Source organism: Desulfurellaceae bacterium (assembly GCA_021296095.1).
GTDB lineage: Bacteria > Desulfobacterota > Binatia > Bin18 > Bin18 > JAAXHF01.
In genome coordinates this window covers 24,448-40,843 of the sequence record JAGWBB010000005.1, presented here as the reverse complement: position 1 = coordinate 40,843, position 16,396 = coordinate 24,448, and the positions used below count along the sequence as shown (strand labels likewise).

Sequence of the window (16,396 nt, the reverse complement as noted above, 5' to 3'; positions counted from 1 at the left end):
TCCGCCCCTACTCCATGCGGTAATTGGGCGCTTCCTTGGTAATAATCACGTCGTGCACATGGTTCTCGCGCAGACCGGCCGGGGTGACACGGACAAACTGAGCCTTGGTCCGTAGCTCGGCCAGGGTCCGGCAGCCGGTGTAGCCCATCCCGGCCTTGAGGCCGCCGACCATCTGGTCGATAATCATGCCCAGACCGCCCTTATACGGCACCCGGCCCTCAATGCCCTCGGGCACGAGCTTGGTGGCGCTCTCTTCGTCATCCTGGAAATAGCGGTTACGACTGCCCTCCCGTTCGCGCATGGCCTCCAAAGAGCCCATGCCGCGGTAGAGCTTGTAGGTCCGGCCCTGGTACAGAATCGTCTCGCCGGGACTCTCTTCGGTGCCGGCAAACAGGCTGCCGATCATGACCGCGTGGGCGCCGGCAGCCAGCGCCTTGACCATGTCGCCGGAGAAACGAATGCCGCCGTCGGAAATCACCGGCACGCCGGCGTCTTCGGCCACCCGGACGCTCTTGGTAATCGCCATCAGCTGCGGCACGCCAACGCCCGATACGACCCGGGTGGTACAGATTGAGGCCGGTCCCATACCGACCTTGACCGCGTCGGCGCCGGCTTCAATCAGATCGCGGGTGCCCTCTGCGGTGGCCACATTGCCGGCCACGACCTCTATCCCCGGAAAGGTCCGCTTGAGCATGCCGAGGGTCTCAATCACACTCCGGGTATGGCCGTGGGCCGTGTCGATGACCACCACGTCAACCCCGGCCGTCACCAGGGATTCGGCACGCGCCTCTCGATCCTCACCCGTTCCAATCGCCGCACCGACCCGCAGCCGGCCAAACGGGTCTTTACACGCCAGCGGGTGCTGGCTGGTCTTCTCGATATCCTTGACCGTGATCAGGCCCTTGAGGTGCATGTGCTCGTCAATGACCAGCAGCTTCTCAATCCGGTGGCGATGGAGGATCTCTTTGGCGTCTTCGAGGCTGATACCGGGTTTGGCCGTGACTAGGCGGTCCTTGGTCATGACCTCGGCCACCAGGCGGTCAAGGCGTTTCTCAAAACGCAGATCCCGGTTGGTCAGAATACCGACCAGGGTCTCGTTCTCGGTCACCGGCAGGCCCGAAATACGAAACCGCTCCATGATCTCCTGGGCCTGGGCGATCGGCTGGTCGGGGCGCACCGTAATCGGGTTGGTGATCATCCCGCTTTCGTGCTTTTTGACCTTGCCGACCTCTTCGGCCTGGGCATGGATGCTTAGATTGCGGTGGATGATGCCGATGCCGCCGGCCTGAGCCATGGCGATCGCCGCCCGCGACTCGGTCACGGTATCCATGGCCGCGCTGACCAGCGGGGCGTTGAGGCTGATCCGGCGGGTCAGTGCGGTCGAGACATCCGCGTCTTTGGGCATGAAGTCGGACGCCGCCGGCAACAGCAACACATCGTCAAAGGTGAGTCCTTCTGGAATCTCGGCAGGTAGCATAGCTGGGCTCCTCACAGGCTGGCGCATGCAAAAAAGCCCATCTCAGCAGAAGAGAGATGGGCTTTCGGTTCTGACTAGGCTTGCCGCTACGAGCATGGCTTTTCATATCAAAGCGCTATCCCTTTGACAAGGGAACCGACCAGCCCACAAGATGTAGTGGTTGGGGCTTGAGCACTCAGGCGCCTTGTTTCTTCATTGTGGCGTAGGTCGAATGGTCCATCCAGCCCCGAATGCGACGCGGACTGGTGACAACCGACACATCGTCGAGCACTTGCGACTGGCAGGCCAGGCGATAGGTTTTCCCCTCCCAGCCGTTCTTTTTTTCATCCGTTATGGTGCGTTCGGACAGAGCCCGATGGTCGTCGACCTGTACCCGGCAGGTGCCGCACAGGCCGCGCCCGCGGCAGTTGAGCAGGCTATCCGGGAACGCGTACAGGTCAATCTTGTTCTCCAGCGCGACGTCCCGCAGGTTCGCCCCTTCGGGCACCTCGATACTCAGCTCTTGCTTCACAAATGTGACCAACGGCATGCGCTTGCAGCCTCCTTTGGAGTCATGTAGGCAGTACTATGTATCTGGTTCAGGCCAGCAAATCCAGGGGAGCCTATGCACGTGGATATCAGTTGTCAAAAGTGTGGCCAGCGCAGGCGCATGGATATCGGGTCCCCCCCCGTCAGCAACGCAGCAGGGGACCCGACCGAGCAGGAGCTCGAGGACTATCTCCACCTGCTGCGCGAGCGCTTATCCCACCAACCCAGCTTTGCGTGCTTTGGCGGGCACTTCGAATTTTCCCCGCCCCTGCCCCAATTCTGGGAAATTCACTGGGACACCCTGGGCGAGGTCTAACACTCCTTGTATGGTAAGTATCTCCTACCACAAACATACAGAAAGTCTGCATGGCACAAAAACAAGAACCAGCTGAAGACTTTTTTGACGCCGCCACGGCCCCCCAGGCCTCGCAGGACGTGGCCCGCTGGCGGCAGGATCCGCACTACCGTCCACCGTTTGAAATCGTCCGCTGGCGCGTGGTTGACGAGGAATGGGAAGGGCGCCGGGCCATAGACGCGGTGGTTGTTATCGAGGTGAACGGCCAGGAGAAGATTGAAGCCGCTCAGGGCGTGGGCGGCGTCCAGGCCCTGGACTCGGCGCTGCGTCGGGTCTTGCTCCACTATTTTCCGATGATCAAGGGTGTACAGCTCGTTGAGTTGTACACCCATCGGGGTGGACAGGGCACCGCCGCCGAGGTGGTGTCGATCATGAAATTCAGCGACGGGCAACAGCGGTGGAGCACCATGCGCACGTCGCGCGACCTGCTCGCCTCGGCCTGGATGGCGCTAACCGACGGCTATGAGTGGGCGATTACCACCCTGCTGAGCCGGAACAACCAAGACGACTGATAAAACGGCTAACCGTTACCGGCCCGGCCAACCCCTCCTCAGCCCTTTTTGAGGGGCGTGCCCCACTGATCGACACAGGTCACCTCCTCAGCCGGCACACGCGTCACCGGCCCAAATCGGCCCATGGGATAGCCGATCGGCAGCAGGGCATAGGTCGAAATGTCCTCGGGCAGCTTCAAGACGGTCCTGATTTCTTCTTCGTGGAGCGAGGCAACTGTCGTCAGGGTGGCACCGAGTCCCAGGGCCCGACACGCCAGCAACATGTTCTGGACGGCAGGATAGATACTCGAACCGGACAGGCGGGCCAGTCTGGCCGCCAACTCCGGCGGCATGGGTCGTTCTTTGAGACAGGCGAACAGCAGGACCGGCACCTCGGCCATGTTCTGGGCCAGATAGGCGGCGGCGCTGATCAGCCGCCGAAATTTTGTGTCTTCCATGTGTTCGGGTCCGGGCCGGTCCGCGTACATGTCCTCAACCTGAGCCCAGCCTTTCTGGTAGACTGCGGCCACCTGTTTTTTGATGTCCGGGTCTTTGACCACCACGAAACGCCAGTTCTGGGTATTGGTGCCGCTCGGCGCCCGAATCCCGGCGTCCAGGATTTGGTAAATGAGCGCGTCGGGAACCGGATCGGGTTTCAGACGGCGCATGCTGCGGGTCGAGGCCATCATGTCAAACAGCTCGTGTTGGGCCATGTTTTCCTCCTTAATCAGTCTTGTCGAAATCCCTGCGCACGGCTACAGTGCGTGAAACTCGACCGGCGTCATTGTGCGCGTCCGGTTCGGGCGTGTCAAACTTCGGGACTACTGCCGGTTTTGAGGAAGCGACCGAGAAAGTGAGTAGACGTATGCAAGAGTTCATGTGGCTGAAGGCGGGGCTGTTAACCGTGACCGTGCTGCTGTCGGCCTGCGGCTCGCAGCCCAGCTTATCCGGCGCGGCGCTCCAGGATAAATACCCGGACAAAAAATACATCGACATCGACGGGGTAGCCCTGCACTACGATCAACAGGGCTTAGGCCGACCGATGGTCTTGTTACACGGGCTTGGCGCCTCGTCCTACGTGTGGCGCAATATCATCCCGGGCCTGACCTATGGTACGACCGTCTATACCCTCGACCTGATGGGCTTCGGCTATTCGGAAAAGCCCCAGGATCGGCGCTACGATATCGAGACCTATGTCTCCCAGCTCGACGCCTTTCTGCAAGAACTCAACCTGGAGAATCCCATCCTTGGGGGTCAGGGAGCCGGAGCCCTGATCGTCGCCCTGCACGCGGTCCGCAACCCGGGGGCAGTCCGCAAGCTGATTCTGGTCGGCGCCCCGCTGTACGACGCCAGCCCGACGCTCAACGTCCGTCTGCTGGGCTTGCCCGGGCTCGGCCAGCTGTTGACCGGCGACTGGTTTCTCAAACGTCTCTTCCGGGCCGGGGTGGAGGCTCAGGAAAAGATGAGCGATATCGCCCTCAGACCCTATCTGGCGCCCTATCAGGACGATCCCGGAGCGCGGCTCAGCCTGCGAAAGTTTATCCGGGAGTTTGACGCCGAGTCGGTCCTCGAAGGAGAAATCACCCCTCAACTGTCTCAAATGACCGTCCCCACCCTGCTGGTCTGGGGGCCACACGACGCCATCGTCCCGCTTGAGGTCGGCCGCCAGCTCGACGAAGACATCCCCAATTCGGACATCTCGGTCATTCTGCGCAGCGGCCACTATGTTCAGGAAGACCGTCCCGATCTGGTCCGGGTGGCCTTCAAGGAATTTCGGGACAAGAGCTGACTTGCGCCCGGAATCGGCATGGTGCTAGGCTTCTTAGTATCCTAAGAAACCGGAGCGGCAGACTACTGGTGAAGACACGGATTGCCATCAGGATCGTAGTTGTCTCACTCGCCCTGCTTGTGGGCGCCGTCCCCTGTGCGCCCATCACGCTCGGTGCGCAGGCCGAGGAAGCCCACGACTGCTGTGACGATTCGCGCACCCACGCCAGGAATCATACAACGCTGTGCGACCTGCTGTGTGTCTTGACCGGCACCCCGGCCACGCTTTCCCAGCAGCCTGCCGTTCAGCACTACCAACTCGTCTCCCCCTCCCCGTCAGCCGTCGCCGACCCACCTGCCAGCGACGGACCGGGAGTCGGCCTTCTCGCGCTTGCGCGCTGGCCTGACCGCAGCCCGCCCCTGTACGTCCGACACCAAACTTTCCTCATCTAGGCCGCCCTTCATCTGAGTCGGCTCGAACCACCCAGACTTCGTCCACCTGCGGTTCGAGTACGCCTGCCCACTTTCAGGCCACGCTCGGAGTCCCCAGGGACCCGGGCGAGTCCGTTCCACACTGGAGGAAGGGAATGAAGAAGGGAGTGCTGCTCTACTTTTGCACGTGGCTGTTCCTGCCGGCGCTCGGCCTGGCGCGGGCTGACACGCCGGCCTATGCGACCAATAACGATCCGACGCTGGCCGCTCTGGTCGAGCAAGCGCTTGAGAGCAATCCGCAGCTCCGCCAAGCCTTGCTGGACGCTCAGGCCGCCCAGTTGCGCGTTGCCCAGGTCACCGCCCTGCCGGATCCGAGCCTGGCGGTCACGCAACACGCGCGGTCCCCGGAGACCCGGGTCGGTCCGCAGACAACAGTCGTCGCGCTAAGCCAGAAGTTCCCCTGGTTCGGCAAGCTGTCGGACCGGGGCAAGATTGCTGCCAAGCAGGCCGGCGTCCGTGATACGCTCTACCAGCAAAACAGGGCCGAGTTGGTCCGCCAGATCAAACTGGCCTACTACGACCTCGGCTATATTGATCAAGCGCTCGGCATCACTGCCGAACAAGAGCAGCTCCTGCGCCATTATGAAACCCTGGCTCAGGCACGCTACGCTCAGGGGGTCGGCCTGCAGCAGGCGGTCGTCAAGCTCCAGGCTGAAATCACCCAGGTTCTGAACCGTCGGCAGGAACTTCTGCGCCAACGAGTTGAGCTTGAGGCTGGGCTGAATGCGCTGTGCGACCGACCGGTCCACACCTCGATTCCAACCGGCCGCCCCGTTGACCGGCCAGTCGTGCACATCGACAGCGACCGGCTGTCTGCAATCGGACGCGCCAACAGACCCGAAGTGAGGGAGGCCGTGCTGCGGATCGAGAGCAGGCAGAGCGGCGTGCAGCTGGCCCGACGCCAGTACTGGCCCGACTTCACCCTGGGCGCCAGTTGGGGAAACGTTCGCAGCCGGCCCAGAGCGGGACTGAATCGACCCCCCGGCAACGGCAAAGACGTGTACAGCCTGAGCCTCAGCCTCACCCTTCCCCTCTTCCGCTCGAAGTACGACGCAGGAGTGCAGGAGGCAAGCGAGCGGGTTGCGGCGGCAAAGGCCGTCTACCACAACGTGGTCAACACGGTTGACGCCGCTGTCCGTTCGGTTGGGGTCCGGCTGCGCATGACCGATGAACAGATCGCCCTCTTTGAGAGAGCCTTGCTGCCCCAGGCCGAACAGGCTTTGCGCTCGACCGAGGAGGCGTATGCCACCGGAACGACCGGGGTGCTCGAACTGCTGGACAGCGAGGAGGTCCTGCTTGAGGTTCGGCTCGGCTTGGCGCGTCTGGAAACCGATTACATGCAGGCCCTGGCCGAGATGGAACGTGCCATCGGGTCGGCCTTCCCGGAGGAAAGACCATGACAAGGCTTAGCGGTTTTGTATTGCTGCTCGTTGGTGTTGGCCTCGGAGTCGGCGCGTCGGCCCTGCTCGGCTGGGAGCGGCTTGACGCGCTGCGGGGTGCGCCCCCTCACACCGCACCGGCCCCAGGCGAGCGGAAGATTCTGTATTGGCGCGCCCCGATGGACCCGAACTACACCTCCGACCAACCGGGCAAGTCACCCATGGGCATGGACCTCGTTCCGGTCTATGAAGACCAAGCCCCACAAAATGGTGGGGTTCGGGTCAGCCGGGGCTTCTTGCAGAACTTTGCGGTGCGGACGACACCGGTCACGACCGGTGCGCTGCCGGTCTCGATTCGCACCGTCGGCGTCCTGGCCCACAACGAAGAAAAGCTCGTGTCCGTCAACACGAAATTCGAGGGCTGGATCGAGAAAGCGCGCGTCAACAACGTCGGTGAACTGGTCGAGAAAGGCGACCTGCTGTTCGAGATCTACAGCCCGCAGTTGCTCACGACGCAGCGTGAGTACCTGGCGGCCATGGACTATGTCGAGCGGCTGCGGCAAAACAGGGCCTACCCTGAGGCCGTCGCCCGCGCCGAGTCTCTGCTCGAAGCGGCCCGGGAACGCCTGCGCTACTGGGATATCACCGAGGAGCAGATCGACACGCTCGGAGCTTCGAGAGCGGTTACCCGCACGGTCCGCTTCTTCTCACCCTCTTCCGGGTTTATTGTCGACAAGATGGGCGATTCCCTGGAGGGCATGAAACTCAGCCCGGGCATGACCGTCCTCAAGATTGCCGACCACGCTACGCTGTGGGCCAAAGCCGAGTTCTACGAAAACGATGTACGCCATGTGCGTGAAGGCCAGCGGGTGCTGATCGAGGTCGACGCGTTTCCGGGGCGGCGCTGGGACGGCACGATTCTCTTCTTTCGTCCGGCCGTCAACCAGCACACGCGGACCCTGACCGCCTTTGTCGAGGTTGCCAACCCGGGCCTCCGCCTGAGGCCGATGATGTACGTCACGGTCTCCGCCCAGGCGGCCGGGTCGGCCCGGGCGGTGATAGCGCCGGCCGAGTCTGTCCTGCACAGCGGGGAACGAGCGGTCGTCATCGTCGCCAAGGGTGGCGGCGTGTTTGAGCCCCGTGAGGTCAAGCTGGGCATGGCGGGCGGTGACATGCAGGAGGTCACCGCCGGGCTCTCCCCCGGCGAGGCGGTCGTGGTCTCCTCACAGTTTCTGATTGACTCCGACAGCAATCTTAAGGCCGCTATCTCACAGCTGCTGAACGACGGCGCCCCCGAGCAGTCCGCACCGGCTTCGGCGCCGACTCAGCATCATCACTGAGGAGGTGGGCGATGTGTGGGCGCATCATTGACTGGTCAATCACCAACCGCTTCCTGGTGGTGCTCCTCGGTCTGCTTGTCGCGGCGGCCGGCGTCTCTGCGCTGTTACGAACGCCGCTCGACGCCCTGCCCGACCTGTCCGACGTCCAGGTCATCATCTACACCGAGTACCCGGGCCAGGCGCCGCGCATTGTCGAAGATCAGGTCACCTATCCACTGACGACGCAGATGCTCGCCGCGCCGTTCGCCAAAGTCGTGCGGGGCTATTCGTTCTTCGGCTTTTCCTTTGTCTACATCATCTTTGAGGACGGGACCGACCTGTACTGGGCCAGGAGCCGCGTCCTCGAATACCTGAATTCCGTCTCCGGGCAGCTGCCGCCGGGAGTCGCGCCACGGCTCGGTCCCGACGCCACGGGTGCCGGCTGGGCCTTCATGTATGCCTTGAAGTCTGACCGTCACGACCTGAGCGAGCTGCGTTCGATCCAGGACTGGTTCCTCAAGTATGAGTTGACCAGCGTCCCGGGCGTCTCAGAGGTCGCCAGCGTCGGAGGATTTGTCCGGCAGTACCAGATCAGCGTCGATCCGAACCGGCTTCGGGCCTACGACATCTCCATCTCCACGATTCGGACCGCGGTGCAACACAGCAACAGCGACGTGGGAGGACGCTTGCTCGAAGTAGCGGAGAAGGAGTTCATGATCCGCGGCCTCGGCTACCTTGAGTCTCAGGACGACCTGCGCAAAATCGCCCTGGGTGTGGACCGCAGCGGAACGCCGATCCTGCTGCAAGATGTGGCGCGGGTCGGTGTGGGCCCGGAGACGCGCCGCGGGCTGGCCGAATGGAACGGCGAGGGCGAGACCGTGGGCGGCATTATCGTCGTGCGTTACGGGGCAAGCACCCTGCGGGTCATCCGCGCCGTCAAGGCCAAGCTGGAGCAGCTCAAAGCCGGTCTGCCCCAGGGCGTTGAGATTGCGGTCGCCTATGACCGCACGGCGCTGATTGACCGCGCGGTCGCCAGCCTGCGGACCAGCCTCAGCCAGCAGTTCCTGATCGTCGGTCTGGTGTGCCTGCTCTTTCTGTTCCACATGCGGAGCGGACTTGTCGCCATCATCAGCCTGCCGGTCGGCATCCTGATCGCTTTCATCGCGATCTTCTTCCAGGGGCTCAGCGTCAACATCATGTCGCTCGGCGGCATCGCCGTTGCGATCGGCACCATGGTCGACGCCGGTATCGTGATGGTCGAGAATGCCCACGCCCACTTGGCACGAGACCGGGAGCGACGCCCTCACTGGCAGATTATTGCCGCCTCGGCCAAGGAAGTCGGTCCCTCGCTGTTCTTTGCCCTACTCGTGATCACGGTCTCCTTCATGCCCGTGTTCACCCTGGAGGCTCAGGAAGGACGGCTGTTCAAGCCGCTCGCCTTCACCAAGACCTACGCCATGGCGGCTGCGGCCCTGCTGTCGGTGACCCTGGTTCCTGTTCTGGTCGGCTACTGCGTGCGGGGCAGGATTCTGCCTCAGGACCTAAACCCGATCAGCCGCTTGCTCATCTACGTATACCGGCCGGTCCTGAGCTTCGTCTTACGTTTCAAGTCCTCCGCCCTGGCTGTCGCATTTGTGGCCTTGGCGGTGAGCTTTGTGCCCTTCTCCCGACTTGGTTCAGAGTTCATGCCCCGGCTGTGGGAAGGCGACCTGCTCTACATGCCAACGACGCTGCCGAGCATCTCGATCACCAAGGCCCGCGAACTCTTGCAGCAGACCGACCGCATCATCAAAACCTTCCCCGAGGTGGACAAGGTCTTCGGCAAGGTGGGCCGGGCCGACTCGGCAACCGATCCCGCGCCGCTGTCGATGATCGAAACCACGATCATGCTCAAGCCGCAGAGCGAGTGGCGGGCCGGCATGACTCCCGAAAAACTCACCCAGGAGTTGAATGCCGCGATCCAGGTCCCCGGGCTGACGAACGCCTGGACAATGCCGATTGAGGCCCGAATCGACATGCTCTCGACCGGCATCAAGACGCCGGTCGGGATCAAGATCGCCGGTCCTGACCTGGCCGAGCTGGAGCGGCTGGGCCAGGAGATTGAGGCCGTCATCCGGGAGCTGCCCGGAACACGCAGCGTGTACGCCGAGCGGGTGATGGGTGGCAACTATCTCGACTTCAAGATCGACCGCGGGGCCATCGCCCGCTACGGTCTGACGGTCGATGACGTGCAGCAGGTGATCCAGACCGCCATCGGCGGTATGAATATTACGACCACCGTCGAAGGGCTCGAGCGCTATCCGGTCAATTTGCGCTACAGCCGAGAGCTGCGGGATGACCTGCCGGCTCTGCGCTCAGTTTTGGTTCCGACCCCGGCCGGTCCGCAGATTCCGCTGGGACGCCTGGCCAGCCTGCGCTACACTGTCGGCCCGCCGAGTATCAAGACTGAGGGCGCCAGGCCGAACGCCTGGGTCTACATCGACATCCGCAATACCGATGTCGGGAGCTACGTCACGGCCGCCCGGCACGCCGTTGCCGACCGCATAGCGCTGCCTGTCGGCTACACTCTGGCCTGGAGCGGACAGTACGAGTACATGCAGCGCGCCCAGCAGCGCCTCGGCTATGTCATTCCGCTGACCCTGCTGCTGATCTTCATTCTCATCTACCTCAACACCAACTCCGCCACCGAAACGCTCTTCGTGCTGTTCGGCGTGCCGTTCGCCCTGACCGGGGCAATCTGGCTGCTGTACATCCTCGATTACAACCTCAGCATCGCCGTGTGGGTTGGCGTCATCGCCCTGGCCGGGCTCCACGCCGAGACCGCCATCGTACTGCTGCTGTACCTGGACCTTTCCTACACAGACTACCGCAAGCGCGGCTTGCTCACCGACCGCAGTGCTCTTGTCGAAGCCATCACGGACGGAGCGGTGAAACGGGTTCGACCGATTCTGATGACAATAGCGACCGATGTGATCGGGCTTCTGCCCATCATGTGGAGTGCTGGCGCGGGAGCTGATGTCATGAAGCGGATTGCAACGCCGCTGGTCGGCGGCATCGTCACCTCCGGCCTGGTCACCCTGCTCGTCTACCCGGTCGTGTACTACGTGTGGAAAGCCCGCGGCTTGTCACAGCCGTCGCAGGAGCCAGAGCCACGTAATTGAAACCTCTCCAGTTCAGACATTTCGATCATTGCGAGCGCTCTGGTAAAGGCAATTTTGCCGGTACCACTCGCAGAATACTGAGAGAATCCGAACTGGACAAGGACATCTACAGCGGCTATTTCCGGGGCGCTGGCGCTCCGGCCTCATTGAAGCCCCATGAACAGCAGTTGGCCTTGTTTGCCATCCTGGCTGTTTCCGGGGCAGCTGCGCTCCGGCCTCATTGAAGCGGGGAGGTCGACCGCGAAGAAGTCTATGCACGGCTCGGCCCATATATCCCAGGCGGACACGCCTGGGCCTCATTGAAGCCGGCCATTACCGCCGGCAAGTACCGTAACTGCACCGTGACTTCTCCAGCATGAGGACCAGCTGGCAATTCCTGGACACTTGTATCGCACTCAGGTAAAGATCATCTTGAGTCAAACTTGAAGGGGGCCTGACTATGCCTGAAATGATCAGTGCCAAACAGCTCCGAGGGCGCTTGCAGGACGTTGTCAAAAAAGTGCGACAGGGGGAGCGCTTCACCGTGTTGTACCGCAGTCGCCCGGCCTTCGACATCGTACCGGTTGGCAATCCCTCGCTTGACAGCACACCTCTGGAATCGGACCCGCTGTACCAGGCTCCGGCTGTTGGCGCGTCTGAATCGGGAGACGCCGCTACCCGGCATGACGAGGTGCTGTACCGGTGAGACAAATGTTCGTGGACACGGCCGCGTGGGTTGCGGCTGCGGATAGCCGCGATACTGCAGGTTCGGCTGTCCGGGAAGCGCGGGACCAATGGCTGTTGTCGGGAGGCGTGCTGACAACGACCGACTACGTGATTGACGAGACGCTGACCACCATCCGGTTTCGCCTCGGACTTGATGCGGCTGAAGCATGGTGGCTGCAAATCAACGGATCGACCCGCCTGCGGATTGAGTCCATTAACGAGCCGCGAAGAGAGCGGGCGCGAACGCTCTTCTTCCGGTATCGGGACAAAAACTTCTCCTTCACCGACTGCTGTAGCTTTGCAGTGATGCGAGAGTTGTGTATTCGGCGCGCATTGACGCTGGACCATCACTTCCGGCAGATACGCTGTGAGGTTGTTCCGTGAGTAAGTCCTGCGTTTCCTACTGACAGCACGGACACGCCCCAGACCTCGTGCGATCGTTCACGGCCAGCGATCCATCACCGCGGAGACGGCCCTGCTGTTCTCACGTTTCTTTGACAACTCGGCAGAGTTCTGGATGGGACTTCAGAGCCAGTACGATCTGGAGAGGGAACAGGATCGCCTGGCCGATAGGCTCGACCAGGTGCCGAAGCACCACGTCCAAATCACAGCCTGAGCCGCCTTCGCCGTGGAAAAGAGAGAAATCTGCCGCCGACTCTGCCCGACGCGTCGGCTTAAGCTTCCATAGCCAGAGCAGACCCCAGATGCACCTGAGCCGTCTGAATTGACATCATAGACCTTACCTGTCTAGATTAGACAACCTGCAGACGAAAGGAAGAGCCGATGAGCTACGAAGAAATCGAGTTTCAGAGAGAATGTGAAGTCGTACAGATCCCTCAGGGAACGACCGTCATCATCCCCAAGGGGACGCCGGGCGTGATTACCCAGGCCCTGGGCGACACCTATACCCTGCAGCTGCCGACCCTGGGCGGCTTATACCGGGTGTCTGACGCGGATGCCGACGCGATCGGCAAACAGCCCAACGCCAAAACAGAAACCAGTCAAGAGGCGGGTGACGGCACGCTCAGCGAAGAGCAGGTCTGGGCTGCCCTCAAGAATGTCTACGATCCGGAGATTCCGGTCAATATTGTGGACCTAGGGCTGGTGTACGACATGCAGCTGCAACCGCTGCCCAGTGGCGAGAACAAGGTCGAGGTCAAGATGACGCTGACCGCGCCTGGCTGTGGCATGGGCCCGGCCATTGCCATGGATGCCCAGCACCGGATTGAGGGTCTGCCAGGGGTCGAAGAGGCCGACGTGCAGGTCGTTTGGGAGCCGGCCTGGGGACCGGAGATGATCTCGGCCGAGGGCAAGCAACGGCTCGGCATTGAAGACTGATGCCCGTGTCCCTCTTCCCGGCCGGGGGGAGGGGCCGTGCCAACGGTCTGGCCTAGGAGCGCCCCCGCTCGGCAAAGAAAATAATCATTGCGGCAATGACGACGCCGAGAACCGCGCCCATCAGCAACGGGCTGCTGCCGAAAAGTTCACGTAAATAGCCCACTGTTTCCCTCGCCTGCCCTCTAGCCGCTCAGTTCCGAGCGGACCAGCCACGCCCCGTCTGCCAGAGCCTTCATCTTTCCCCGGGCTGCAATCCGCGAGCGCGGAATCATTCCGCAGTCGGTACACGGATAGAGGTGCTGTGGCTCGACATATTGCAGGGCGGTGCGAATGCGGGACGCGACGGTCTGCGGGGTTTCGATCTCTTCGGTCCCAACATCAATCACCCCAACCATCAGGTCCTTGCCCCGAGCCAGGGCCAGGACCGAGGGGTCGACCCCCGAAGCGGCGCACTCGACCGAGATCATGTCAATGGCGCTGGTCTGCAGCAGGGGCAGCGTCCGTCCGTAATGACTCCAGTCCGTGTTATGGCTCTTCCACTCGACCACCTGAGGAATGCCGTAGCCATAACAGATATGGACCGCGATTTTAGCCCTGACCCCCTGGGCCGCAGCCTCCAGGCTGCGGATGCCCCAGTCTTCAACCGCGTCGAGATAGATATTAAAACACGGTTCATCGAACTGGACGATATCGCAGCCGTTTTCGGCCAACTCCAACGCCTCCTCGTTGAGCACCCTGGCGATCTCGGCGGCCAGGGTCTGGCGGTCCCCGTAGTGCTCGTCGGCCAGGGTGTCGGCCGTGGTCATAGGGCCGGGGAGAGTTACCTTGACCGGCTTGCCGGTCTGGCGTTTGAGAAAGCGCAGAGCGTCAACAAGAATGGGCTTGGGCCGGCGGAGCGGTCCCACCACCCGGGCCGCATCGACCTGGATCCCGTAACGATTACCACGGGTCTCGATCTTGGCCAGACGCTCGAAATCGAGACCGCTCAGCCCCTCACAAAAACCCCAGATGTAATGCCGGCGACGCTGCTCGCCATCGGTCAGGATATGCAGTCCGGCCGACTCCTGATCGGCAACCGCCAGCACAACCGCGTCGTCGCAGCCCTCGGCCCGCTGCGCCTCATCGAGCTGCCAGGACACATACATGCGGTGGGGCGGCACGAGCCAGGTCGGGCGCGGCAGGCTGCCGACAATCATGGTTTGCAGCATGCTGGGCTCCTCTACAGCTCCTGCTCCCGATACCAGTCCAGCGCCCGCATCACCGGCGCATCGGTAAACGAAAACAGGATGGCATCCTGGCTGGCCGACACGTTTTCATGACAATGGGCCGCCCACAGAGGCAGGGCAAACACGTCGCCCGGAGCCCAGTCATAGACACGGCCGTCGATGACTGTTCGGCCGTGGCCCTGCACGGCCAGATATACCACGCTGGCACTGTGGCGATGCGCCTGGGTTTTTTGGCCGGGCCTGAGGCGTTGTAAAAAGCTGGCCATGGTCGGCAGCGACGGCCCGCCACTGACTGGATTCACATATTCGAGCAGGCTGCCGTCAAACGGACTTTCTTCATCCTTGCCCAGACTCATCAGCATCTCATGGGCGTCGGTCCAGGCGTATTTCAACAGCCCGGATCGGCCATGATCGGCCGACCGCTGCCAACTCGGCAGCAGCCCGCCCTTACCGTACACGGCCACAGAAGTGTTGAGCGGTTTGGTGACAGGCTGGGCTTCCTGGGAGAACGGCTGGGTGAAGATATTTTCCAGCAGAGAGGCCAGCGGGATGTCCAAGCCGTCCAGCCACACCACGGGCTGGTCACCCTGGCTGCCGTGATCGTGCCAGGTCCAGTTGGGGGTGAGGACAAAGTCACCCGGGGCCATGGTCATTTTATCGCCGTCAACGACCGTATAGGCGCCCTCGCCTTCCATAATGAAACGCAGGGCGTTGGGCGTATGACGGTGGGTGCGGGCGATTTCTCCGGGCAGGATGAGCTGCAAGCCGCCGTATAGGGTCGTGGTCGTGGCCACGCGGCCCTCCAAACCCGGGTTGAGGAGCATCAACACCCGCCGCTCGGCCTCGGCGGCCGTCACCACCTCGCCTGAGCGCAAGAGCTGGGGGCGCAGCTCTTGCCACCGCCACAGGTGGGGAACGGCCTGGGTGCGCGGCTCAGGAGTCAGGATCTGGCCCAGTACCTTCCATAACGGGCCGACATTGAACCGTGACAGGCCGTCAAGAAAGGCGTTGGCTTCGTTCGGGCTGACCGCTGGGGGGGCGTTGTGTGCCATACGCGGGCCTCCTGTTAGGCGGACCATAACCTGCCGGGGGCGGCCCGGTCAATGTCAGGTAGGGGCAGGCCCCCGTGCCTGCCCTACGCAAACGGCAGCAGGGTTTTGACCGGGCTGTGGCGCAGCTGCTCAAAGATGCGCCTGGTCGCATCAGAGCGGTTCAGCGTATAGAAGTGGATACCGGGGGCGCCGTTTTCGAGCAGTTCTTCACACTGCCGCCGCGCCCACTCAATCCCGATTTCGAGGGACGCTTCAGGATCGTCGGCAACCGGTTCTAGGCGGCTACTCAGTTCGGTCGGAATCGTTGCTCCACACAGGCGCGTGATGCGGACAATCTGGCGATAGTTCACAATCGGCATGATGCCCGGGATAATTCGGCACGGAATGCCGAGCCGACCGGCGCGGTCCACAAAGTCGAAATACTCCCGGTTGTCGTAAAAGAGCTGGGTGATAACGAAATCTGCGCCACAGTCCACCTTGTACTGGAGACGCAACAGATCGAGATCCCGGCTTTCGCTCTCAGGGTGGGGCTCCGGGTAGCCGGCAACACCGATACAGAAGTCCCCGTTGGCACGGGTGAGCGAGACCAGTTCATTAGCGTGGGAGAAGCCGCCGGGCACCGGCTCGAAGCTGGCTTGCCCACGGGGCGGGTCGCCCCGCAGACACATCACGTTCTCTATCCCCCGGGCCTGAAATTCCTGGAGAATGGCCCGCAGCTCGGCCTGCGTATGCCCCACGCAGGTCAGGTGAGCCATGCCGACAAGTCCGAGTTCATCCTGAAAGCGGCCCACCAGATCAATCGTATTTTTGCGGGTCGAACCGCCCGCTCCGTACGTCACCGAAACAAAGCTCGGTCCGAGCGGTTTCAGCTCACCGGCACGGACAAACAACTGCTCAACATCGGCCGGGTTTTTGGGCGGAAAAAACTCAAAGGAAAACGTTTGATCTTGGGTCTCAAAGAGGCGGCGAATTTTCATGCTGCCCAAAGATAGCCCAAAGCGCCCGGTCCCGAAAGCGAGGCTCCTGTCCTAATTAGGACAGTACCGTTCGCCGCTTTGGCTTTACAATCCGTCCCCGTCCGGTGTACCATCCGGCCCGGGAACCCT

The 16,396-nt window shown here is 62.2% G+C and carries 16 protein-coding genes; 10 read left to right on the top strand and 6 right to left on the bottom strand.

Annotation, left to right across the window (positions count from 1 at the left end; all coding sequences use genetic code 11):
* Positions 1 to 7 precede the first annotated feature (7 nt).
* Both guaB and J4F42_02030 read right to left on the bottom strand, forming a co-directional pair.
* On the bottom strand, positions 8 to 1,477 hold the full coding sequence (guaB, locus tag J4F42_02035) for an IMP dehydrogenase (protein ID MCE2484266.1): 1,470 nt from the start codon (positions 1,475 to 1,477) through the stop codon (positions 8 to 10).
* Positions 1,478 to 1,652: 175 nt separating this feature from the next.
* Entirely contained in the window at positions 1,653 to 2,006 is a 354-nt protein-coding gene (locus tag J4F42_02030; protein ID MCE2484265.1) for a 2Fe-2S iron-sulfur cluster binding domain-containing protein, read from the bottom strand.
* Positions 2,007 to 2,126: 120 nt separating this feature from the next.
* On the opposite strand from J4F42_02030, the gene J4F42_02025 reads away from it, so the two are divergent.
* Positions 2,127 to 2,321: a hypothetical protein gene (locus J4F42_02025; protein MCE2484264.1), complete on the top strand. Its 195-nt coding sequence runs from the start codon at positions 2,127 to 2,129 to the stop codon at positions 2,319 to 2,321.
* A gap of 50 nt (positions 2,322 to 2,371) precedes the next feature.
* Complete coding sequence (locus J4F42_02020; protein MCE2484263.1) at positions 2,372 to 2,872, top strand: hypothetical protein; 501 nt, start codon at positions 2,372 to 2,374, stop codon at positions 2,870 to 2,872.
* A 38-nt stretch (positions 2,873 to 2,910) separates the two neighbouring features.
* Here J4F42_02020 and J4F42_02015 read toward each other — a convergent pair whose 3' ends face one another.
* A complete protein-coding gene (locus J4F42_02015; protein MCE2484262.1) occupies positions 2,911 to 3,564 on the bottom strand; it encodes a nitroreductase family protein in 654 nt (217 codons plus the stop codon).
* A gap of 152 nt (positions 3,565 to 3,716) precedes the next feature.
* Between J4F42_02015 and J4F42_02010 the strand changes: the two genes are divergently transcribed.
* From J4F42_02010 to sufT, 8 genes are all read left to right on the top strand, one after another.
* Positions 3,717 to 4,640 (top strand): alpha/beta hydrolase, encoded by a 924-nt coding sequence (locus J4F42_02010; GenBank protein ID MCE2484261.1) that lies wholly within the window; start codon positions 3,717 to 3,719, stop codon positions 4,638 to 4,640.
* A gap of 565 nt (positions 4,641 to 5,205) precedes the next feature.
* On the top strand, positions 5,206 to 6,510 hold the full coding sequence (locus J4F42_02005) for a TolC family protein (GenBank protein MCE2484260.1): 1,305 nt from the start codon (positions 5,206 to 5,208) through the stop codon (positions 6,508 to 6,510).
* Positions 6,507 to 7,829: an efflux RND transporter periplasmic adaptor subunit gene (locus J4F42_02000; GenBank protein ID MCE2484259.1), complete on the top strand. Its 1,323-nt coding sequence runs from the start codon at positions 6,507 to 6,509 to the stop codon at positions 7,827 to 7,829. Before J4F42_02005 ends, J4F42_02000 begins: the two co-directional genes overlap by 4 nt.
* A gap of 23 nt (positions 7,830 to 7,852) precedes the next feature.
* Entirely contained in the window at positions 7,853 to 10,969 is a 3,117-nt protein-coding gene (locus J4F42_01995) for an efflux RND transporter permease subunit (GenBank protein MCE2484258.1), read from the top strand.
* A gap of 439 nt (positions 10,970 to 11,408) precedes the next feature.
* Positions 11,409 to 11,654 carry a type II toxin-antitoxin system prevent-host-death family antitoxin gene (locus tag J4F42_01990; protein ID MCE2484257.1) on the top strand — a complete coding sequence of 82 codons (246 nt, stop codon included), beginning with the start codon at positions 11,409 to 11,411 and terminating at the stop codon, positions 11,652 to 11,654.
* A complete protein-coding gene (locus J4F42_01985; GenBank protein MCE2484256.1) occupies positions 11,651 to 12,058 on the top strand; it encodes a PIN domain-containing protein in 408 nt (135 codons plus the stop codon). Before J4F42_01990 ends, J4F42_01985 begins: the two co-directional genes overlap by 4 nt.
* 7 nt (positions 12,059 to 12,065) lie before the next feature.
* Positions 12,066 to 12,290 (top strand): HigA family addiction module antidote protein, encoded by a 225-nt coding sequence (locus tag J4F42_01980; protein MCE2484255.1) that lies wholly within the window; start codon positions 12,066 to 12,068, stop codon positions 12,288 to 12,290.
* Positions 12,291 to 12,457: 167 nt separating this feature from the next.
* Entirely contained in the window at positions 12,458 to 13,012 is a 555-nt protein-coding gene (sufT, locus tag J4F42_01975; protein ID MCE2484254.1) for a putative Fe-S cluster assembly protein SufT, read from the top strand.
* Positions 13,013 to 13,194: 182 nt separating this feature from the next.
* Here sufT and J4F42_01970 read toward each other — a convergent pair whose 3' ends face one another.
* The 3 genes from J4F42_01970 to metF all read right to left on the bottom strand — a co-directional run bounded on the left by J4F42_01970 (position 13,195) and on the right by metF (position 16,267).
* Positions 13,195 to 14,220 carry a methionine synthase gene (locus J4F42_01970; GenBank protein MCE2484253.1) on the bottom strand — a complete coding sequence of 342 codons (1,026 nt, stop codon included), beginning with the start codon at positions 14,218 to 14,220 and terminating at the stop codon, positions 13,195 to 13,197.
* Between the two features lie 11 nt (positions 14,221 to 14,231).
* Entirely contained in the window at positions 14,232 to 15,290 is a 1,059-nt protein-coding gene (locus J4F42_01965; GenBank protein MCE2484252.1) for a cupin domain-containing protein, read from the bottom strand.
* A gap of 83 nt (positions 15,291 to 15,373) precedes the next feature.
* The gene (metF, locus tag J4F42_01960) at positions 15,374 to 16,267 is read right to left on the bottom strand and encodes a methylenetetrahydrofolate reductase [NAD(P)H] (protein MCE2484251.1); all 894 of its coding nucleotides are present in this window, start codon (positions 16,265 to 16,267) and stop codon (positions 15,374 to 15,376) included.
* Between the last annotated feature and the right edge of the window lie 129 nt (positions 16,268 to 16,396).